Source organism: Sutcliffiella horikoshii (assembly GCF_021991925.1).
Taxonomy (GTDB): domain Bacteria; phylum Bacillota; class Bacilli; order Bacillales; family Bacillaceae_I; genus Sutcliffiella_A; species Sutcliffiella_A horikoshii_F.
The window spans coordinates 37,027-58,732 of the sequence record NZ_RXZI01000013.1; the positions used below are offsets into that span (position 1 = coordinate 37,027).

Annotated in this window: 23 protein-coding genes and 2 rRNA genes; 1 reads left to right on the forward strand and 24 read right to left on the reverse strand. The window is 42.6% G+C overall.

Going from position 1 to position 21,706, the window contains the following annotated elements:
- Window positions 1–261 precede the first annotated feature (261 nt).
- The 12 genes from spoVG to metG all read right to left on the reverse strand — a co-directional run bounded on the left by spoVG (window position 262) and on the right by metG (window position 11,731).
- Window positions 262–552, reverse strand: coding sequence for a septation regulator SpoVG (gene spoVG / locus EKQ44_RS20405; protein WP_010191385.1), 291 nt, complete (start codon window positions 550–552; stop codon window positions 262–264).
- Window positions 553–681: 129 nt separating this feature from the next.
- Window positions 682–1,056 (reverse strand): 2-iminobutanoate/2-iminopropanoate deaminase, encoded by a 375-nt coding sequence (gene ridA / locus EKQ44_RS20410; protein ID WP_237665363.1) that lies wholly within the window; start codon window positions 1,054–1,056, stop codon window positions 682–684.
- 202 nt (window positions 1,057–1,258) lie between these two features.
- Window positions 1,259–2,101, reverse strand: coding sequence for a pur operon repressor (purR, locus tag EKQ44_RS20415; RefSeq protein WP_237665364.1), 843 nt, complete (start codon window positions 2,099–2,101; stop codon window positions 1,259–1,261).
- A 57-nt stretch (window positions 2,102–2,158) separates the two neighbouring features.
- Window positions 2,159–3,028: a 4-(cytidine 5'-diphospho)-2-C-methyl-D-erythritol kinase gene (ispE, locus tag EKQ44_RS20420; RefSeq protein WP_237665384.1), complete on the reverse strand. Its 870-nt coding sequence runs from the start codon at window positions 3,026–3,028 to the stop codon at window positions 2,159–2,161.
- Between the two features lie 161 nt (window positions 3,029–3,189).
- Window positions 3,190–3,372 (reverse strand): small, acid-soluble spore protein, alpha/beta type, encoded by a 183-nt coding sequence (locus EKQ44_RS20425; protein WP_237665365.1) that lies wholly within the window; start codon window positions 3,370–3,372, stop codon window positions 3,190–3,192.
- Between the two features lie 269 nt (window positions 3,373–3,641).
- Window positions 3,642–3,905: a biofilm formation stimulator Veg gene (gene veg, locus EKQ44_RS20430; RefSeq protein ID WP_010191377.1), complete on the reverse strand. Its 264-nt coding sequence runs from the start codon at window positions 3,903–3,905 to the stop codon at window positions 3,642–3,644.
- Window positions 3,906–4,169: 264 nt separating this feature from the next.
- Window positions 4,170–5,075: a sporulation peptidase YabG gene (yabG, locus tag EKQ44_RS20435; protein ID WP_237665366.1), complete on the reverse strand. Its 906-nt coding sequence runs from the start codon at window positions 5,073–5,075 to the stop codon at window positions 4,170–4,172.
- 509 nt (window positions 5,076–5,584) lie between these two features.
- Entirely contained in the window at window positions 5,585–6,475 is an 891-nt protein-coding gene (gene rsmA / locus EKQ44_RS20440; protein ID WP_237665367.1) for a 16S rRNA (adenine(1518)-N(6)/adenine(1519)-N(6))-dimethyltransferase RsmA, read from the reverse strand.
- Entirely contained in the window at window positions 6,476–7,030 is a 555-nt protein-coding gene (gene rnmV / locus EKQ44_RS20445) for a ribonuclease M5 (protein ID WP_237665368.1), read from the reverse strand.
- A 184-nt stretch (window positions 7,031–7,214) separates the two neighbouring features.
- Window positions 7,215–8,429 (reverse strand): G5 and 3D domain-containing protein, encoded by a 1,215-nt coding sequence (locus EKQ44_RS20450; protein WP_237665369.1) that lies wholly within the window; start codon window positions 8,427–8,429, stop codon window positions 7,215–7,217.
- A 225-nt stretch (window positions 8,430–8,654) separates the two neighbouring features.
- Entirely contained in the window at window positions 8,655–9,422 is a 768-nt protein-coding gene (locus EKQ44_RS20455; protein WP_237665370.1) for a TatD family hydrolase, read from the reverse strand.
- A 317-nt stretch (window positions 9,423–9,739) separates the two neighbouring features.
- Complete coding sequence (gene metG, locus EKQ44_RS20460; RefSeq protein ID WP_237665371.1) at window positions 9,740–11,731, reverse strand: methionine--tRNA ligase; 1,992 nt, start codon at window positions 11,729–11,731, stop codon at window positions 9,740–9,742.
- A 544-nt stretch (window positions 11,732–12,275) separates the two neighbouring features.
- Here metG and EKQ44_RS20465 point away from each other — a divergent pair.
- Window positions 12,276–12,557, forward strand: coding sequence for an AbrB/MazE/SpoVT family DNA-binding domain-containing protein (locus tag EKQ44_RS20465; protein ID WP_064097636.1), 282 nt, complete (start codon window positions 12,276–12,278; stop codon window positions 12,555–12,557).
- Window positions 12,558–12,790: 233 nt separating this feature from the next.
- On the opposite strand, the gene rsmI is transcribed toward EKQ44_RS20465, so the two are convergent.
- The 12 genes from rsmI to EKQ44_RS20525 form a co-directional block, all read right to left on the reverse strand.
- Entirely contained in the window at window positions 12,791–13,672 is an 882-nt protein-coding gene (gene rsmI, locus EKQ44_RS20470) for a 16S rRNA (cytidine(1402)-2'-O)-methyltransferase (RefSeq protein WP_237665372.1), read from the reverse strand.
- Window positions 13,673–13,740: 68 nt separating this feature from the next.
- Complete coding sequence (locus tag EKQ44_RS20475) at window positions 13,741–14,484, reverse strand: tRNA1(Val) (adenine(37)-N6)-methyltransferase (RefSeq protein ID WP_237665373.1); 744 nt, start codon at window positions 14,482–14,484, stop codon at window positions 13,741–13,743.
- A 547-nt stretch (window positions 14,485–15,031) separates the two neighbouring features.
- Complete coding sequence (yabA, locus tag EKQ44_RS20480) at window positions 15,032–15,403, reverse strand: DNA replication initiation control protein YabA (RefSeq protein WP_237665374.1); 372 nt, start codon at window positions 15,401–15,403, stop codon at window positions 15,032–15,034.
- A gap of 12 nt (window positions 15,404–15,415) precedes the next feature.
- Window positions 15,416–16,240 (reverse strand): PSP1 domain-containing protein, encoded by an 825-nt coding sequence (locus EKQ44_RS20485; RefSeq protein ID WP_237665375.1) that lies wholly within the window; start codon window positions 16,238–16,240, stop codon window positions 15,416–15,418.
- A 1-nt stretch (window position 16,241) separates the two neighbouring features.
- Complete coding sequence (gene holB / locus EKQ44_RS20490) at window positions 16,242–17,234, reverse strand: DNA polymerase III subunit delta' (protein WP_331254679.1); 993 nt, start codon at window positions 17,232–17,234, stop codon at window positions 16,242–16,244.
- 17 nt (window positions 17,235–17,251) lie between these two features.
- Complete coding sequence (locus tag EKQ44_RS20495; RefSeq protein WP_237665376.1) at window positions 17,252–17,692, reverse strand: YaaR family protein; 441 nt, start codon at window positions 17,690–17,692, stop codon at window positions 17,252–17,254.
- Window positions 17,693–17,776: 84 nt separating this feature from the next.
- Window positions 17,777–18,106 carry a cyclic-di-AMP receptor gene (locus EKQ44_RS20500; RefSeq protein WP_237665377.1) on the reverse strand — a complete coding sequence of 110 codons (330 nt, stop codon included), beginning with the start codon at window positions 18,104–18,106 and terminating at the stop codon, window positions 17,777–17,779.
- A 78-nt stretch (window positions 18,107–18,184) separates the two neighbouring features.
- Window positions 18,185–18,823 (reverse strand): dTMP kinase, encoded by a 639-nt coding sequence (gene tmk / locus EKQ44_RS20505; protein WP_237665378.1) that lies wholly within the window; start codon window positions 18,821–18,823, stop codon window positions 18,185–18,187.
- A 7-nt stretch (window positions 18,824–18,830) separates the two neighbouring features.
- The gene (locus tag EKQ44_RS20510) at window positions 18,831–20,276 is read right to left on the reverse strand and encodes an aminotransferase class I/II-fold pyridoxal phosphate-dependent enzyme (RefSeq protein WP_237665386.1); all 1,446 of its coding nucleotides are present in this window, start codon (window positions 20,274–20,276) and stop codon (window positions 18,831–18,833) included.
- Window positions 20,277–20,607: 331 nt separating this feature from the next.
- Complete coding sequence (locus EKQ44_RS20515) at window positions 20,608–20,808, reverse strand: sigma factor G inhibitor Gin (RefSeq protein ID WP_237665379.1); 201 nt, start codon at window positions 20,806–20,808, stop codon at window positions 20,608–20,610.
- Between the two features lie 613 nt (window positions 20,809–21,421).
- Window positions 21,422–21,538: ribosomal RNA gene (gene rrf, locus EKQ44_RS20520) — 5S ribosomal RNA — on the reverse strand.
- A gap of 85 nt (window positions 21,539–21,623) precedes the next feature.
- Window positions 21,624–21,706: ribosomal RNA gene (locus EKQ44_RS20525) — 23S ribosomal RNA — on the reverse strand; the annotation flags it as partial.

Genomic DNA, 21,706 nt, shown 5'->3' on the forward strand with positions numbered 1-21,706 from the left:
TTCATCTTATGAAAGTTTGTTGGCTTCGTGGGATTTTTGAAACTTCTACAGGGGCGATGAAGGATACTATGGGGTGATTGTAACTATTTTCATGGTGATTGTGAGTTTTCCCGGGGTTATTGTAACTAATTTCATGGTTATTGCGACATTTCCGAAGGTTATTGTGACATTTACCTGCTCTAAAGGGATCTCCCACACCCTTTTCTCCCCAAAAAGAAAAACAGGCCGCATTTTAAAACAGCCTGTTTCACCTTCTATCGATTAAGAAGCACCTGCTTCTTCGTATTCTACTTCTAATTCGCCTAAGCGGTGGTACTCTGCTAGAACCGCTTCCTGGATCTTTCCACGCGTTCCGGAATTGATCGGATGCGCAATATCACGGAATTCTCCATCGGGCGTACGTTTACTTGGCATCGCAACGAACAAGCCGTTGTTTCCATCGATTACACGGATGTCATGAACAACGAATTCATGATCCAATGTGATGGATGCGATAGCTCTCATGCGACCATCGGTATTTACGCGGCGTAATCTTACGTCAGTTACTTCCATTCTGTTCACCACCTTTTGTCCCAATAAAAAAACTTAGTATTATAAATTCTCTAAATTTTCTAGAACTCCTTCTTATTTTCAAAAATTTTTTTGAAAATTTTGGGCAAAGTGGTGGAAAAAGAATAGTTTTTATTTAACTAGGGCGATTACTTCGATTTCTACTAGGACATCCTTCGGTAACCGGGCCACTTCTACACAAGATCTTGCAGGCTTGTGCGTGTGAAAGTACTCCCCATACACTTCATTGATTTCCCCGAATTGATTCATATCTTTAATGAAAACGGTCGCTTTCACTACCGTTTCCAAAGATGCTCCGGCCTCTTCCAATACCGCTTGCAGGTTTTGGAACACCTGATGCGTTTGTGCTTTTACATCCCCTTCTAGCAATTCGCCGTTCGGCATTAACGGGATCTGTCCGGAACTGTAAAACAGATTGTTGACGATGATTCCCTGTGAGTATGGTCCTATTGCCTTTGGAGCAGCGTCTGTATGAACTACTTTCATTTCTTACACTCCCTTTATTTTAAGGCTATGTTAAACACCGCTGTTGATTTCCGCAAACGGCTTCGCTTATCCAGAGGGCGACCTTGAGCCTCCTCGGGCTACGCCCTGCGGGGTCTCAAGAATGTCGCTATCCCCCCGCAGGAGTCTTCGCCTATTGCTCCAATCAACAGCTAGGTTGCTGCAAGAATTAATTTAACAGAGCCTATTTTAATGTAATATTTTCCTTGACATGTTCAAGGTAATTCCCTTGTTGCACTTCAATCTGTCGGTCTCTTTCACTTACCTTCTCCAGCTTGACCAAGGATACATAGTCATCGACGAGGCGCTCTTCGATGTTTTCTGACTCTACTAAGATCCCGATGCCAGCTACGTTCGCTTGAAATTCAGCAAGCAAATTCACCATTCCACTGACCGTCCCACCGGCCTTCATGAAGTCATCGATGATTAGTACATTGGAGCCAGTTTCCAAGCTTCGTTTCGCCAGAACCATGGTTTGGATCCGCTTGGATGAACCTGACACATAATTGATGCTTACCGTGGAACCCTCCGTCACCCTGCTGTCACGTCTGACGATCACAACCGGTACATTTAAGAAGCTTGCCACTGCATGAGCAAGTGGAATGCCTTTCGTGGCCATGGTCATGACAATATCCACTTTTTTATGACTAAATGCCGTTGCGAACATCTTTCCTACTTTGTTTAACACTTTCGGGTTCCCCAGTATATCAGTCATATAAAGGTAGCCCCCAGGCAGTAACCTTTCCGGTTTTGCGATCATCTCACAAAGTTCCTCCAGATATGTTTCCGCTTCCTCATGGCTTACATATGGAATATATCTCACACCACCCGCAGCACCAGGTACAGTAACGAGCGTGCCTATCCCCTGCTGTTCGAATGTTTGTTTAATGATTCCCAAATCCTCACTGATGGAAGACTTCGCTGACCCATAACGATCTGCAAAGAAGGAAAGCGGAACTAACCCTTGTGGATGTTGCAGCAAGTAATGTGTCATGTCCACAAGACGACCACTTCGACGTAATTTCATGCTTCTTCCTCCTAAAATCCGAATATTCTAATGTAAATATAACATTAATATACGGATTTAATCAAGGCTGTTCCGCTCCCCAAGAATTCTGACGGCAAATACTTGGTCACAAAAGCCTCTTAGTCCATTGTAAATACGATGCATTCTCGAGTCATATTGGACAATTCCGAAGACAGTCGGTCCGCTTCCACTCATCAATACTGCATCTGCACCGAATTTCTTCATCTGATCCTTAATATGTGCCACCTCTGGATAAAGCTTAAGTGTCACGCTTTCTAAAACATTGCCTACAAGTCCGATCATTTTTGCATAATCATTCTCATAGATCGCTTCAAGCATCCCATCCACATCCGGATGTGTCACTTTATCAAGGTTCAAGTTGTTATACACTTCCGCCGTTGAAACTCCGATGGTCGGTTTGGCAAGCACAATCCAGCTATGAGGAGGTGCAGGGATATGTTTGATAATCTCCCCTCTTCCTGTGGCAAGAGCGGTACCACCATAGACACAAAAAGAAACATCAGAACCAATCTCTGCTCCAATCTCTGCAAGCTCATCGAGCGTCAGGCCCAGTTTCCACAGCTTGTTTAAACCTCGTAGAGTCGCTGCAGCGTCACTGCTTCCGCCAGCCAATCCCGCCGCAACCGGTATCACCTTTGTAATGGCAATGGATACACCTTGTTGCACGTTATACCTATCTTTTAATAGAGAGGCAGCCTGATAAGCCAAATTTCGATTATCGTCCGGCACATAGCGATTATGGGAAATGATACTGATTTGACCATCCTTACGCTCTGATAGTTCGATTCTATCCGCCAGGTCGATGGTGGTCATGATCATTTTCACTTCATGGAATCCATCTGGACGCTTATGTAGCACATCTAGCGACAGGTTGATTTTCGCTGGTGCTTTTTCTAACAGTCTCACTTTCTTCACCTACTTTATTCGTCTCCAATTATCTATGTATTGTACCATATTCCAGGTTAGAAATATCTCCATGGATGGGAAATATTATGTTTCTGGCTACTATTTATTCAAGCATTTGCCAAAAAACCGAAGTGGTTCCCACTTCGGTTTTGCATTCGCCATTATTTCTGCTGGTTTTGTACAAGTTGTCGCTCCGCCAATTCTATTGCACGTTTGACCATATTGCCGGCATCCTTCGCTTTTATTCCGCCCCAGCCTTCACGTTGAACCACATCATAAAAGCCTAGCTCTTTTGCGAGTTCTTCTTTTAACTGATGAGACATCATGCTTCGTCGTCTGCTCATGATAAAAGCCCCCTTTAATGATCAATAGTTGCGACATCATTAGTATTGGGAGGCTTTTGTGTTTTTATAAGCGGATATATATGTATTTGTATGGATTACTTTAAGCGTCGCTGTTGATCTTCGCGCCAGGCTTCGCTTTCCGCGGGGCGGTGCTTGAGCCTCCTCACACCGCTTCAGGGGTCTCAATCTACCGCTACCTCCCGCAGGAGTCGCTCCAATCACCAGCTATGTTGCTTCTGGGCAAAATAAAAAGCAGCAAACATAGTTGTCTACTGCCCACTTATGGCCATATTTCCTTCTTCGAAAAATGTAAGTTGTACCGTCTCTGTGAGGACATCTGCATAGCTGTAGGATACACGTTCAAAAGCATTTTCGTCTTGATCTAGTTCTATTACAAATACTGATGGATAAGTTTCTGCTAATATCCCAATACGTTCGATTGTCTTTCTGCGACCACCGTTAGCACGAAGAGTTAACTTTTTACCTAAATTAGAATCTAACGTTCTTTTGATATCTACTAACGTTTTTCCCATTTTACTCCACCTCACTATACTATAACTAGTGTAACATAATTTTAACCAAAAATCAAATAAAACTTAAAATTATAACAACCACAAAAGCAACCTGTCAATATATTTCTGTCTACAATTATCTTCATATGTCTACATTTACTTTGTACAATAATCGGTAATATTATGTATAAAATTTCAAAACAGCTACATATCCTTATAAATCAAGGGATTGGACAGGTTGATATAGTGGTGGAAATACGACAAAAAACCCTTAACTTTTCATCGTTAAGAGTTTTCGTCTTCTTCATCTTCATCTTCCTTGTATGGCCTGAATGGCATTCCCGTTCGCAGGACCCCCCTTGTTTCTATTCCACCTAATCCTTTATCACCTGTTAATGTATTCCGCAATAAATCCCAGACATTCACTCGCTCCATAAATGGGGTAAAACAAATACGGCCCACAATATATACAGGGTCCAAAGCATGAATATTTACTCGGGAGGGGGAGCTTGCAAAATTAGCTCCTGCCTGTATCAACGATTCAAAATGGGACTGGCATGCTCCTGCAAAGATGACCAGCTGATCCAGGTTCGGCTGGATCCTCCTCGCCTCTTTCACCGTTTGCACAAAATGCCATGAGTGCCGATATGCTTTGATATCAGAGGCTTTCCCTTTGCTCTTTGAGTAGGCATCATGCCCTGTGACAACAAGAATATCAGGTCGATATCTTTCCATCAGTTCGGTGATTTTAAGGGGCATTTCCTTCTCGTTCGCATGCACCCCATGGACAGGCACGCCAATTCGCTCGTAGAGTTCCAGACACTTTTTTAAATACAAAGGATCTCCATCCAAATGCAAAACCTTTCCTGGCACTTGAAAATAGTCCTGCTCTGTACTATAGCCACCTGTTGCCTCGTATTCATTTTTTTCCCGAATAAGTTGGTAGTCTTGTTGCAAGAGCTGTAAAGACCTGTTCACCTTGGACTCCGCTCTTTGCTTTCTGGTCATCTGCTCTTTTCCGTCCACCACTTTCAGGTCATCGTATGGGGCATCAGCCATCAGCCTGACATCTTCCCCATATAATAAAACTACTCGCTGTTTTAATTCATTCTCCTGTATATCCATCACGCGAAAAAGTAGATCATAATTATAAGACTTTCGCGCAACAATGTCTCCAATTTTCAGCATCATATTTTCCCTCCAACTGGGAGAAGGCATTTACCCCAACGGTCTATCTAACCTAGAGTATGCAGTTTGCCGAACGTGTGTGAGCGTTTTTCTTGGTGTGTAGCAGGTTGTAGCACACTTGAGATTAGAAAGAGAGGAAGCATGGTTAGTTGCCGGTGGTGCTCGCGATGAATGGTGTTTTGGATCATTCTTAGAGGCATTTCTCTCGAATGTCCGAAGTTTTCGGGTTCTTGTCCAAAGACTTTGCATAGTTGTCAAAAGTTTTCCGATAGTTGACCGAACCTAAAATTACAATGTCCAAACATCTAGTAAAAAGTGGCCGAACTACCCAGTACTTTGTCCGAACCTCTTGAAAATACAGGCTTAATTGTCCAAACAAACAAAATAAATGTCCGAACCACTTTCACAGCCAAAATACAGGCATCTCCCTCATCAACCAGCTCTCTAAAACTCGCCAAGTCCAGCCCGATCCGCCCCCTATCAATGCCTAATCATCAAAAAAACGGCCCTTATCAGGCCGTTTCTGTTTTAAACACCATATATAGCTCATCACTCAATGCACCGAACTCTTCAATGGAAAGGGTCTCTCCACGCCTTTTTGGATCAATGGAGCTATTGGAAAGCGCCGCTTCTATATCCTGTTTTTTCGCCTTGCCGTCCGGAAGATGACTGGTAAGATTGTTCAGGATCGTCTTTCTTCTTTGTCCAAAGCTTGCGCGGACCACTTCAAAGAAGAATTCCTCATCCTTTACCCTTACAGGCGGCTCGTCGCGTACAATTAAACGAATGACTGCAGAGTCAACATTCGGTTGTGGGACAAAGACCGTTTTCGGGACGATCATCACCGTTTCCGCTTTCGTATAATATTGTACGGCAATGGACAGGGATCCGTATTCCTTGGATCCAGGCTTCGCAGCCATCCGCTCCGCCACTTCTTTTTGCAGCATGACGGTAATGCTTGTTAGTGGCAATCCTTCCTGCAACAGCTTCATGATAATTGGGGTAGTAACGTAATAGGGAAGATTGGCAACCACTCTTACATCCTCATATGCCTTCAGCTCTTCCCCGATCAGCGCGGTTACATCCGCTTTAAGGATATCCTTGTGGATGACAGTCACGTTGTCATATGGAGATAGGGTGTCTTCTAGAATTGGCAGGAGTCTCTGATCTATTTCAAAAGCGAAGACCTTGCCCGCCCTTTTGGCAATCTGCTCCGTCAACGCACCGATCCCCGGTCCAATCTCAATCGCCGCGGTCTTTTCCGATACCTCTCCATATTCCACGATGTTGCGCAGTATATTGGTGTCTATGAGAAAGTTCTGCCCTAAGCTCTTTTTAAAAGAGAAGCCGTACTTATCCAGTATTTCCTTCGTTCTTTTCGGTGTGGCAATATCTTTATGCATTTATTGCTCCTCCTGGTCTATTTTCGTTATCGCTTGTTTCAATCTATCCAAAGAAATATGAAACATCTGCAGGCGCTTTTGCAATTGTTTGCCATTTGTATAGCCTATATTAAGCTCCGTACCGAGTCGCTCTCTCCTACTTTTTGCCGCAGGGCCGGCAACCAGTCCATAGTAAACAAGCGCTTCAAACGGGATTTTTTCTGTTTCCTGCTCATATTCCTGATGCAGTCCTTCAAGCGCTTCTTGGATATCCTTCACGGTGGCATGCTCCACACCGATTCCTTTTCCATTTTTACCGCGTGCTTTATCTTTTGACAGGAAAGCATGCTTACAGTTGGGAATGGCTTGTCTGATCGTATGGCGGATTTTTTCGCCAGGGTAATCAGGATCTGTGAATACAATGACCCCTCTTGTGTCCTGTGCATGTTTGATTCGGCTTAAAATTTCCTCGTTGATGGCAGAACCGCCCGTCTCAATGGTATCTGCGTCCACAGCCCTTCTGATAGCTACTGTATCATCTTTTCCTTCCACCACGATAATTTCTTTTATTTTCATTTTTTCCTCCAAAAGGGTGAAACTTTTCCTCTATGATAAACGTCTAATTATTGAAACGAAGATGTAAAAACAAACAATAGTATGTATTCTACTTTATTTTGTCTTTCTTGACTAATATTTATTTTACCAGAACAAACATAAAAAAGCAGAGGCTTAAAAAAACCCCTGCTGAATCTCTAGCCAATTAGTCTAGAATTTTAATTTTTACTTTTTTCCTTCCCCAACGATAAGCAGCATCCTTATCCGAGAAGAATACGTCGATCTTGTGGCCCTTGATCGCACCACCGGTATCTCCAGCAACAGCATATCCATAGCCTTCCACATACACTTTTGTACCTAAAGGAATGACACTAGGATCTACTGCAATCACTTTTGCTCCTGGGTTAGATCGTAAATTAATTCCCGTGCTTGTTACACCACTGCATCCATTACAGTATGCCGTGTATGCCGTTGATGAAACATAAAATTCCTTAGAGCTTGTTTCCGTGCTACGTGACACAACCTGTTGAGGTTTAGGCTGTGGTGGTGGCGGAGCTTTTGTTCCGACAGCAACGATGCGATCCAAGGATTCTTTCACCGTCTCTGTTTTCACCAATTCACGGGACACTTCTTTGCCATTTTCTAAAATGACTTCATAATGATTCGCAACAGTCCCTTCTTGACCTTGCTGGACCACTTGCTCATTCCCCTTATCGAGGGTATCATCATTTTTTGTTACAACACCAAATTCAATAGGCTCTTCCACTACATCGGTGACTTTTTCAACTCTAGTAATATTTACTACAGCATCTTTTGCTACCAATTCTTCTAGACTAGGCTCCACTCGGTCAAGATCATTTACTGTGATATCGTGCTGTTCTAAAAAGTCAGCGACCGTAGTCGAAGTAGACCATACTTGTTGCTTTTCCCCCCCTACATTCAAGGTAACTTCAAATGCCTTTTCGATGGCAATGACTAAATCATCCTTGATTGGGGTATTTAAACCTTGACTTACCTTATCGTGCTCTTGTATATCTATATCTTCTTCTGCTAAGAATTCTTGTACTGTCTCTGCTGTCGTAAAGATGGAGCGCTCCTTATCATCGATGACAAGTTTCACTTCTTTCGCCGGATTCCAGACAATCTGCATGGCGTCACTGACCACGGTATCCTTTGAAGGTTCCAGTCGATCCTCGGGATGGACTTTAATGTCCAGCTCTTTCAGAATATCCGCTACAGTTTTTGCGTGTGTGCGTACCGTGACTTCCTCACCGTCCACATTCACTGTTACAGCAGCCTTTGTGCCATGGAAGACACCAAAGCCAAGTATAGTTGAGAAGACTATGAAACTAGTAATAACCATCGCCAGTTTCGTCTTACTCAACGAACCAGAAAACAGTTTTTTCATGCTATTTAACATGTAAAAAAACGCCTCCTTCTCCTCGAATGGATTATATAGACAGTTATGTAACTTGTCAACCCTTACCATCGGCTCGACCGTAATGTCTATTATGCAGAAAATTCTCACAAAAGGGAAGTGAAAACTATCGACACGATTATCCTATGAAGAGAAGAAGATAGGTAGAACTTATTTGTTTTTACTCGAATTTGGACAAGTATCAGCGATTTTTGACATGTTTCTTTGTCAATTTATGCCGAATAATTTCTTAGCATTTGCTGTTGTTTTTTCTGCTACTTCCTCTATTGTTACATTTTTCAGTTCCGCTACCTGTTCTGCAACCAGACGAACATATGCCGGTTCGTTTCTTTTTCCTCGGTATGGATGAGGTGTCAGATAAGGGCAATCTGTTTCTATTAGCAGTTTATCCATCGGGATTTCCTTGACTACTTCTTTCGGTTTTTTTGCATTTTTGAAAGTGACCGGCCCTCCGAATGATATGTAGAAATTCATATCCATGCATTCCTTTGCCACTTCCAAGCTTCCAGTGAAGCAATGCATGATGCCCCCTACTTCCTTCGCCTCTTCTTCCTTCAGTATCTCCACCACATCCGCCGTTGCGTCCCTGTTATGGATGACAATCGGAAGCTTCACTTTTTTCGCCAGTCTAATTTGCTTGCGGAATACTTCCTTTTGCACATCTTTCGGTGATTTATCCCAATGATAATCAAGGCCCATCTCCCCGATTGCCACGACCTTCTCATGAGAAGCAAGGTCTTCGATCCATGCCAAATCCTCATCCGTCATGTCTATAGCATCAACAGGATGCCACCCCACAGCCGCATAAAGAAAATCATACTTCTCCACAAGTTCCATTGCCCGGTTTATGGTTTTACGATCGAATCCTACCACTACCATGTTGTCTACCTTATCCTGACGGGCTCTATCAATTACCTCCTGCAAATCTTCCTCATACTGATCCGCATTCAAATGGACATGTGTATCAAATAACATATGTAACCCTCCTGTTTTTTAAAATTCGGTAGTTCCACCTACATAAATTAAGGTACCTCCCTGTTGCCTGTAGTGCAAGGTGTGAGACTCCGGCGGGAGGTAGCGGTAGACTTGAGACCCCTGAAGCGTTGTGAGGAGGCTCAAGCAGCGCCCCGCGGAAAGCGAACACCCAGAAGGACTTTTAACAAGTAGCCATCATGTACTTTTTTAAAATAATATAAACAAATAATATATCGTTAAAGAAACAAAGAGGTGCAACCCGTTGTTACACGTGAAACACCTCTTCCATTATAAAAATTATTTTATCCAAAAACTAATTACTTTACTTTTGCACCTAAAGGTAAGGCTGCATCAACAGAAGCCAAGGATAGCACTCCATCCTTTTGTCCTGCAAGGATCATTCCTTCTGAGAGCTCACCACGAAGTTTAACAGGTTTCAAGTTCGTTACGCAAATGACACGCTTTCCTACCAGCTCTTCCGGTTTGTAGAACTTGGCAATTCCGGAAACCACCTGTCTTTTTTCATAGCCAAGATCTAATTGAAGTTTTAAAAGCTTATCTGCTTTTTTCACAGGCTCACAATGTGTCACTTCTGCAACACGTAAATCTATTTTCATAAAATCATCAAATGTAATTTCCTCGGATGTTGGAGGCGCCTCTTCGACCACTTTTTCTTCCGCTTTTTGAGCAGGAGCAGCTGGTTGCATTACTTGTTTGATATGCTCCACCTCTTCTTTTACATCAAGACGAGGGAAAATAGGGTCTGCTTTCACTGTTTTCGTACCAGCAGGGATCTGCCCGAAGCTTGATAAGCTTTCCCATGCTGCAAGTGAATCATCCACACCCAGTTGTGCGAATATCTTTCCAGGTGTTCTTGTCAGGAACGGTTTCAAGAGGATTCCGATGAAACGCAATGATTCTGCCAGATGGGCCATAACAGAAGCCAATTGATCATTTGTCTCTTCACTCTTCGCCAGAACCCATGGCTGTGTTTCATCAATATATTTATTTGTTCTGCTTACAAGTTGCCAGATAGAGGATAACGCTACGGAAAATTCCATGTTCTCCATGGCATTCTCATACTGCTGAACCGTATTTACCGCAAGCTCACTTAACGTCTGATCAAACTCTGTCACCTTCCCATTATAAACAGGAATCTCACCACTGAAATATTTGTCAATCATGGCCACCGTTCTGTTCAACAGGTTCCCAAGGTCGTTGGCCAAGTCAAAGTTCACTCTTTCCACGAAGCCTTCCGGTGTAAAAACGCCATCCGCTCCAAATGGTACTTCCCTTAACAGGTAATATCTCAGTGCATCAAGACCATAACGATCAATCAGGGTAACAGGATCCACTACATTTCCTTTTGATTTGGACATCTTGCCGTCCTTCATGAGCAACCAACCATGTGCAAAGACTTTCTTCGGTAATGGCAGATCCAGCGCCATCAGCATGATCGGCCAATAAATAGTATGGAAACGGACGATTTCTTTTCCTACCAAGTGAACATCGGCTGGCCAGTATTTCATGTATTTCTCGTCATTATCTGTACCGTATCCAAGCGCTGTGATGTAGTTGGACAACGCATCAATCCAAACGTAAATAACATGCTTAGGGTCCCCAGGTACCTTGACGCCCCAATCGAAGGATGTTCTGGATACCGCAAGATCTTCAAGGCCAGGCTTGATGAAATTATTGACCATTTCGTTCTTGCGGGATTCCGGTTGGATGAACTCAGGGTTTTCCTCATAATACTGAAGCAGACGGTCCACATACTTGCCCATGCGGAAGAAGTAGGATTGCTCCCTTACCAATTCCACCGGATGTCCACTGTCTGGACTCTTTCCACCTACTACTTTGCCATTCTCCTTAATCGGATCGACAAGTTGGTGTTCACGATAGTAAGTTTCATCAGGTACCGAATACCAGCCTTCGTATTCATCAAGATAGATGTCCCCTTGATCGAGCAATTGCTTAAATATCTTTTCCACCACTTCTTTATGGCGGTTTTCTGTTGTGCGGATGAAATCATCATAGGAAATGTCAAGCTTCTCCCATAAGTCTTTGATTCCTGAAACAATGTCATCAACATAGCGTTGAGGCGTAACACCTTTTTCTTCCGCTTTACGCTGGATTTTCTGGCCATGCTCGTCTGTACCTGTCAAGTACATCACGTCATACCCTTTTAATCGTTTGTAACGGGCCATCGCATCCCCTGCCACTGTCGTATAGGCATGGCCAATATGTAAATTACCACTCGGGTAATAGATAGGTGTTGTAATGTAAAAAGTTTTTTTATCGTCTACCATCAAAAATTACCTCCCTATAATCGAAACATATAAAAGTAGAAAACTCCCGCCCGATGGACGAGAGCGATCAGCGTTTACTTCTAAAATTATATATATCAACATCATAACCTATTTTTTATACCTATTATACATGGTTTGGGCCGGTATTGTTAAGGATTGAACAAAAACTTTTTCTCATCCCCTCCCAATTCCATTCCACTTAATAATCCATCATCCTTCAAATCGACATTTGTCGAAAAATTTGTCGAAACAACAGTTGAATTTTGTCGAATAATGATTATAATAATACTTGTATTCTATTGAAAATTAGTCATTTATTGTAAGTGTTAACCAGACCCTCATTCCAGTAAACCCTTATTATAGAGCGGTTTTCCCGCTTTTGGAATACATTTTTTAAAAGAAATACAAATATTTTCAAACATAATTGTTGACGGATTTTGTAAATATTGTTATGATTAAATCACGTTAGATTTGTCGAATAATGACGAAAATGATAGATTATTAATATTAAATAATTTTAATTTGAGAGAGGGGTATTTTTCTTATGAAATCTACTGGTATTGTACGTAAAGTTGACGAGTTAGGCCGCGTGGTTATTCCTATCGAGCTTCGCAGAACGTTAGGAATCGCTGAGAAAGATGCTTTAGAAATCTACGTAGATGACGAAAAGATCATCTTGAAAAAATACAAGCCAAACATGACTTGCCAAGTAACTGGTGAGGTTTCTGACAACAACCTTACACTTGCTGATGGAAAAATCATCTTAAGCCGTGAAGGTGCAGAGAAAATTATCCAAGAGATCCAAAACAACTTGCAAACAAAATAATTAAATGACACACAAAAGAGGGTGCTGCGGCACCCTCTTTTTTTGCTTAACTATGATGAAGAAGGCTGTGTGTGCCAAGAAACCCTTTCTGATGATGAAGACACGTTCAATATAGGTCTCATCACCCAATTGTCTTCATGAGCCGCCCTCCAAACTAATCCATCCATAAAAAAACCAGCGCCTATTCTTTAAGCACTGGTTCCTTTCTCTTCATGGAGGTTTAAATTTAATTACTATTCAACGTGAAATGCTTGGTACACATCTCGCTTTGGTATATTACGTTCTTTGGATACTTGTTTGATGGCTTCTTTCGAGGAACAGCCATCTTTGTCCATCACTTGTTGCACATGCTCTAAAAGGGAAAGTTCTTTCCACCAGGCTTCTTCCTCCTCTTTGGCTTCTTCACCACTTCCTTCTATTATAATGCAACATTCCCCTTTGATTCCTTGCTCTTCATAGAGAGCCAGTACATCAGAGATACTGCCCCTTGTGAACTCTTCGAATTTCTTTGTGAGCTCCCGGCTTACGACAATCGACCGGTCCCCAAGGATCTCAAGCATTAAGCTGAGTGTATCCTTCAAGCGGTGGGGGGATTCGTAAAGAATAAATGTATCCATAAGCTTTTTCAGCCGCTCGAGTTCTTTTTTCTTCTCTTTTTTCTGGCGATCCAGAAAGCCGTAGAAATAAAACGGCTGTGAGACCAGACCGGAAGCGACCAAAGCCGTAAGAGCAGCATTTGCTCCTGGGAGTGGTACCACATAAAGATTTTCTTCGAGTGCTTCCACTACTACTTCATAACCAGGATCTGATATGGATGGCATGCCTGCATCGCTAACAAGGCCTATGTCCTTCCCATCTCTTAAGAGGTCGATTATTTTCCTGCCGCTTTGTTCTTTGTTATGTTCATGATAACTGATAAGCGGTGTTGCTATATCAAAATAATTACATAGTTTTTTGGTTTGTCTTGTATCTTCTGCTGCTATATAGTCTACTTCCTTCAACATTCTAAGTGATCTGTAGGTGATATCCTCCAAATTACCTATAGGTGTTGGAATCAAATATAGCCTTCCTTGTGTATATGATTCTGAAAAACTGTTTTGCTGCCATAATTCCATGTTGGATCCCTCATTTATTTTAGGCTACTTACTCAGCGTCTAGTATATAAAAGAACTTTGCTTATATTTTATTCCGCAAAAAGCATTTTTCTTACTTCGATGGTGTATTCGCCGTTCTCATCGTATACAAGGAGTGGTGGAAGGATTTTTAGGTCTGGGTTTCCGTCCTTTATGCCTTCGATCAGTAGTGTATTTGCCGGCTTTCCGAGTTTGGAATGGACGAATTGCAAGCGCTTTGGCTCTAGGCGATATTTCCTCATTAAAGTGATGATATCGAGAAGTCGTCCTGGACGATGGACAAATGCCACCTTCCCACCCTGCTTAGCAGCATGACTGCTAACACGGACTACATCTTCTAATGTACATTCTATCTCATGCCTTGCTATTGCATAATGCTTATTACTATTTATTTTCTCTTCGTTCTCTGTCAACGGAAAATAAGGAGGATTGCATGTCACCACATCGTACTTTTTGTTTCCTATCAGGGCGGGCAAGTCCTTTAGATCCATGTTCATAATACTCAAACGATCTGTCAATCCATTGTAGTCAATGCTTCTTTTCGCCATATTAGCAAGGCGTTCTTGGATCTCCACACCCGTTATGGAACCTTTTGTCCTTTTGCTTAACAATAAAGGGATAATCCCATTGCCTGTACATAAATCAATGATATTGCCTTTTTGAATCGGAACATACGCAAACTGTGCCAAAAGAACCGCATCTAAGGAGAAGGAAAACACGGATGGGCTCTGTATGATCCGTAAATTCTCCGCAAATAAATAATCGAGCCGCTCATCACCTATAAGATCTACCATCTAACAAAACCCTTTCGTACCATAATCTTTCCCTATTATAACGTAATCCCTGGGAAAAACATAAGATGCGATGGAGCGAATATATTTAGTTTCTGTTAATCGCTGCTTTTGGATTTCCACTGGGCTTAGCGACTCTCCGCGTGGTAGTGCTTTAACCTTCTCACAACGCTTCAGGGGCCTTAAGACTACCGCTACCTCCCAAGGCCACTGAAAAAGTACATAATTCTGATAATCTGTTTAACACCGCTGTTGATTTCTGCAAACGGCTTCGCTTATCCAGAGGGCGACCTTGAGCCTCCTCGGGCTACGCCCTGCGGGGTCTCAAGAATGTCGCTATCCCCCCGCAGGAGTCTTCGCCTATTGCTGCAATCAACAGCTAGAAATTTATAAAAAAGATAAGTTATTGGGTTTTTCAGTGGCCGCTACCTCCCGCCGGAGTCTTCTCCTGTGTTCCAATCAAAATCTATAGATTCTAAATACTTAAGCTTTTGCTTGTATATTTTCACAAAACAAAAAGCCGCCATCCGATTAACGGAAAAGCGACTTTTTACTTTTTATTTAGGAAAGACAAGCAAAACATACAGTCCCCTTCTTTTCTCGGACTGCCGAAATTCAGGTTGCAAATATGAAACCCTTCTTGGTACAGCCTGGCTAAGTTATCATAGCCCTCTCCTACATCGGTTTGCTTATTTTGCTCCTGTTGTTTTTTCTTGTGCTTCTGTTTGATGGTGGAAGCTTGCTCCTCTTCTTTCGTCATCTGTTCGAGACGCTTACGAAGATGGCTATTTTCCACCAGCACACTGTTGTTCTCTTCGATAATAAGGGCTAGGTGCTCCTTTAAATCGCCAAGCTGTTTATATAAATGTCCGATCTGTTCTTCCATATTGCTGACAGAATCAAATATTTCCTTCTTGTCCAAGTTTTCCACCTCTTAATCTGTGGCTTGCGAAACGGCTCCTTCTTGGAGTAATTCATCTAGAGAATACTCCACCACTCGATCTTTTCCGGATAACTCCACCTGCAGCACGCGTTCCAGAAGATTCAGTCCGACCACACGTCCTACTCCGTTCGGTGTTTTGATTACTTCATCCAGATCCGGTAATTGCTCTTTAGCGGACTCGTATTCATCATTTTCATACTTCAGGCAACACATCAAACGGCCACACAACCCGGATATCTTGGAAGGGTTCAGGGACAGGTTTTGATCCTTTGCCATCTTGATGGATACCGGTTCAAAATCACCCAGGAATGTGGAACAGCACAACATGCGCCCACATGGACCGATACCGCCTAGTAGTTTTGCTTCATCGCGGACTCCGATTTGTCTGAGTTCGATCCTGGTGCGGAAAATGGAGGCAAGGTCCTTTACGAGCTCCCTGAAGTCCACTCGGCCATCTGCGGTGAAGTAGAAAATGATTTTATTCCGATCGAATGTATATTCCACATCCACCAGCTTCATATCCAAACCATGGTCGTTCACTTTTGTAAAACAAACATCAAACGCTTCTTTTGCCGCCTTCTTATTTTCATCGACAATAAGACGATCTTTTTGGTCAGCAATACGGAGCACTTTTTTCAACGGGAGTACGACATCATTTTCGTCGACTTTCTTTTGACCGATGACAGCTTTTCCGAACTCCACGCCTCTTACCGTTTCGACAATGACAAACTCATTATCCTTTATATCAAGCCCATTTGGGTCAAAATAGTATATTTTCCCTGCTTTTTTAAAACGAACTCCCACTACTTCATACAAACTAATATCCCTCCTGCAAGTTTAACGCTAATTGTTCCATGAGAAGGTGCGGATTCACATTCGATGCTAACCGAGACTTGCTTTGTAATATATAGGATAAATGCTCGGTCACTCGTTGTTGAGTCGTCTGGAGAGCCAACTTCTGGATCAATTCCTTTTCGTCGACAAACACCATCTGCTCCTCTTTGGATAACTGAGCATACAGCATATCTTTATAAATGAATAGCATTAAATCTAAACCTATCTCGAGCTGTTTTCGATCGGAAAAATGGGGCATCCACTTTTCTTGTATAAACAGCAATGATGCTTGAGGGCGATTAAATATCGCTTCATACAATTTTATCACTAAATTTCTAGCCAGCGCAAACCAATCATCTCGACATAATTCTACTGCTTCCTCTAAACTGTTTGTCAGGGACGCAGCCGACTTTGCCAAAGGAAGCGAAATATCTTCTGCCATCAGCTTATCCACCAGGCCTTCTGACGTTAAAGCCCGGAACGAAAGGGGTTGGCACCTTGAAATGATGGTGTTCAGCATCTGATTGACGTTTTCTGTCAGCAAGAATGCGAACGTTTCCTGGTTCGGTTCCTCAAGAAACTTCAGCAGGCTGTTGGCCGCATTTGTAGTCATTTTATCTGCATGCTCAATGATATAAATCTTTCTCTTAGACTCCAAGCCTGTTTTAGTGAATTCCTCTTGCAAATATTGAATCTGTTGCTTTTTTATAGAATTCCCATCCGGCTCAAGTACATGTACATCCGGATGGTTGCGAGAATCTATCCGCTTACAATTAGAACAGGCCTGACAAGGATTGACCCCTTTTCGGTCCTTGCATAACAGACTTTTGGCAAAAAGATAGCTGACCTCTTTCTTTCCCGTGCCCTTCATCCCGTCCAACAAATAAGCATGAGCAATCCTGTTCCGCTCTAAACTATTTGTTACAATCCTTGCAACAGTAGGCTGGCTTTGTAGATCAGACCAACTTTTAATCACCATCATCACTCACTAACTTACATATATAAATTGATGAGCAGTCCTTTTATCTCACCAATACTGCTCAATATGTTTATTCTTGGTTCCTCTTGATTCATTACCTTGTCGGTTAAACCAATCAGCGCTTCATCAACCTGCTTCACCACATGAAGATGTCTGGACTGTCCATCATATGTCCAATGGTGGGACTGGTTCAACTCCATCCCAAACTCAACTGCTTCTTCCATAAAACGCTTTACCAGTGTTTTATATTTTGCCAAGTCCTGAAAAGAACGTGAATTTCCCAAACGGTCCCCTACCATTTCCATATCCTTCATTAACCGGTGAAGTTGCTCGGAATGCAATTTATTGGAGTGCTTTTGCATGACCTCACCAAAGGCAATGTTAGAGGTGCTGCCGCCTCTTGAATCCACTCTTCCTTTATCTACACTTGTTCTGAGATCGGTTGATATTTTCAATGCTGAACGTCCCTTTCCTTTGGCCCATACCTTAGTGGTGAAAACAGGCTTCTAAAAAAGCAGCCCCTGAGCTACTTTCCCATATTAAAATTGGTGAAAATGCTCCACCGGCAATACAAAAACGGTGGCGCCGCCAACTTCAACCTCCACTGGATAAGGAACATAGGAATCCGCGTTCCCCCCCATGGGTGATACTGGTGCGACCAACTGCTGACGGTGCTGGCAGTTGTCTTTTATAATATCCAAAGCCTTTTGTACACGAACATCTTCCGTACCGATCATAAAGGTCGTATTTCCCGATTTCAGGAATCCACCGGTACTAGCGAGTTTGGTGGCACGGAAATTGTTTTCTACCAAGGCATTCATTAATCTATTGCTATCTTTATCTTGAACAACGGCCATTATCATCTTCATATATAGCGCCTCCTTTATTTTACCATTAAATATGTCTTACTTCATTACTTCGTCGTCAGGAATAAATATTTCCATTCCTTAAAATCCATGCTCTGTAAAAAAAGGAACGAGAATTTCCCTTACCTGCTCGCAAACGGCCTCAAAATCTTTGGATGCATCGACAACAGCGTATCTGTCATGATACTTCTCCTTCACCAGATCATAGCCTTCTTTTACTTTGTAATGGAAATCAAGCTTCTCCTGATCTAAGCGATTGATTTCACGTTTATTATTCGCTGCAATTCGCTCAAGTCCTGCTTCGGGCTCAATATCAAAGTATACGGTCAAAGATGGCATCATTTTTTCCGTTGCGAATTCGTTGATGCCGAGCACATCCTCTACCCCTATTCCTCGTGCATATCCTTGGTAGGCCAAAGAACTGTCAATAAAACGGTCGCACAGGACAATCTTATTTTCCTTCAAGCCCGGAATGACCCTCTCCACTAAATGTTGGCGACGGGCCGCAGCGTAAAGCAATGCCTCTGTCCTCGCATCCATTTCTGTATTATCACAATCCAATATGACACTTCGGATCTGCTCTGCAATGGCAATGCCTCCAGGCTCCCTTGTCAAGATGATGGGATACCCCTGATCCTCCAGTTCTTTTGCCAACTTCTGGATGACAGACGTTTTCCCCGCACCCTCTGGCCCTTCAAATGTAATAAATAATCCCTTCACAAGCTTGTTACTCCTTTTCCTTCTTATATATGAACATATAATTTCTCTTTAACCATTCGCTTCCTTGAAATCTGGCACCGAGCTGATCTAGTACCTTGATAGATTCCAATGTGGCACGTGTAATCCTCTCCCCCTTTAAAAGCAGGGGGATACCTGGAGGATATGGAATAACCGGTTTAGCCGCAACCTCCCCGACTGCCTCCTCCAAGCTGCATTTGACCACTTTATAGGCGTATTGCTCCCCAAAAGGGATGGCCAATCGGCTTATTTCTGCAGGAAATGCCGGAATGACCAGCCGTGCCTTTTCTAGTTCATCCTTTGTTTGGCCCAATAATGCTCGTACTATTCTCTCTATCATATCATGTTTTCTATCTTGAACCGCCAGTGGCAATATAATTAATACATTCTGGGGGTCTGCCAACTCGACATAGAGACCTTCTTTTTCAAGAAGCTCCTGTAGGGCGTACCCACTTAATCCAGTGGAAGACCGAAGCGTCAACTTTAGTGGATCCACCTTCCGTCCACCTTCTGGAACAACCACTTCCACCCCTTCGATTTTCTCAAGCTCCCGATGGATGGCTAGTATGTCATCGTATACATGTTTCACATCTTGTTCATTCAAGGAAGCAAGATAGAACCTCGCTAAATCCAAAGACGCCATCAACGGGTAAGAAGGACTGCTCGACTGCAGCATTTTTAAGTAATAAGCAACCCTATCCCTCTTTACCCTCTCCCCCTGCACATGCAGGTAGGATGCCATCGTCATGGCCGGCAAGGTTTTATGTGCAGATTGAACCACAATATCCGCACCAGAGGCCAATGCCGTTTTAGGAAAAGGCTCCCCCAGAACAAAGTGTGCACCATGTGCTTCATCCACTAGCACCGGTATATCATACGCATGAATCATCGCAACCAGCTCATCCAATTCCATGGCGACACCATAATAATTTGGATTTGTTAAAACAACCGCTTCTATGCCATCAATGGTTTCCAAAGCTTCCTTTAACCGAGCGGGCTTGATGGAGACAGCCACTCCCATACGCTCATCCACTTCACACGATATAAAAATAGGCTCCGCACCAGCCAGCTCCACACCACTCAGTATGGATTTATGGCAATTTCTCTGTACAAGCACTTTTCCGCCCCTCGTACATGTGCTCATAATCATTGCAAGATTCCCGACAGTCGACCCATTCACAAGAAAAAAGGTTTCCTCTGCCCCGTAAAGTTCCGCCGCCAATTTTTGTGATTCTTCTATAATACCTTCAGGGTCATGTAAATCATCCAACCCTGAGATTTCCGTTACATCCAACTTCAATATATCCTCAAAATAACCCCTTGCTCCAGCAGGGAAAACATCCCCGAATTTATGCCCAGGCACATGTCCGGATAACGGAGAAGCCTCCCAATGCCTTTTAAGCGCTGAAAAAAGCGGTGTCCTTTTTTGGTCCAACATTAGCCCACCTTCTAACTAACCTTTTCCTGCTTAACCTTTATAAGCTGATCTACTACCATTATAACGGATAGACCGTTAGACTTATAGTTGCCCTGCTTTCTGAATAAAAAAATAGGCTCTTTTCTCAAGGATTGTTCGTATTCATTAGTGGACAATCGGTTGTTGCTTACATACTCTTAATATGCAAGTAGTATTTTTAGCACAACTGGGAAAAGAGCAAGAAAGTAAGCAATTTGACGGTCGTTTTTTGAGTACGTAAAAACAACTACGTTTACGAAAAGAGCCAAAAAATAAAAGCCCTCAGAGGACTTTTCAACTTTGTTATGTTTTAAGAAAATATTTTCGGAATGGTAATCTTACGGAGCTGTTTGAGGTAAAACTTATACTTTGGATCCTCTACTTCTGTCTGCAACATTGTACCCTCGCACTCCGTACAGATAAACTCCGTGTACAGATGGATTCCTCTTTCTTTCTGCTCCTCACAAACAATACACGTTTCCCCAATTGATGAATGAATGGTTGACTTCATATCTCTTTCTCCACCTCCATCCACTATTCTAACCAGATTGACCAATTGTAATACTACTTTAGTAAAATGCCAGCCTACCAATCTTCTACTTTTAGTGTATGTAAAGCCTACTAGTCTGTGTTTGTCTTGAAATAAAAAAAGATGGGCGCTTTTTTAGGGATTGATTCTTATTGGAGGCTAGGAGGGAATTTAAAATGGAAAGACCGTTTTTAAAGTGGCTTCATAATCTCGATGGTGACAATTTCGACGGGAAATTTGCGGGCAGATTGTCTTTATGGCCTTGATGATGACAATTTCGACGGGAGATTTACCTCGAGATTGTCTTTATGGCCTCGATAATGACAATCTCAACGGGAAATTTGCCACTATATTGTCTTTATAGCTCTGATGTTGGTCTTAATCACTCTAAATCTTATTTTCATCCGCGAAGTTTTGGATTTATCAGCGAACTTTTTGTTTTATCCGCGAAGTTTTCGTTTTATCCGCGATGTCGGATAATATAATGGGCATTCGACATAAACAAACAAAAACAGCACCAACCATCCACCACCAAAACCCAAAACAACACAAAAAAACCAGCGCCTAAATTAATAAGCACTGGTTTCATCCATTTGCCTGGCAACGTCCTACTCTCACAGGGGGAGATCCCCCAACTACCATCGGCGCTGAAGAGCTTAACTTCCGTGTTCGGTATGGGAACGGGTGTGGCCTCTTCGCCATCATTACCAGACATATTCAGTTGAAGGTTGATCCTTCAAAACTAGATAATGTGTTCATATCAAGAAATTCCTATCGTTCATACATTTACTTATTGTTGGGTTAAGTCCTCGATCGATTAGTATTCGTCAGCTCCACATGTCGCCATGCTTCCACCTCGAACCTATCTACCTGATCATCT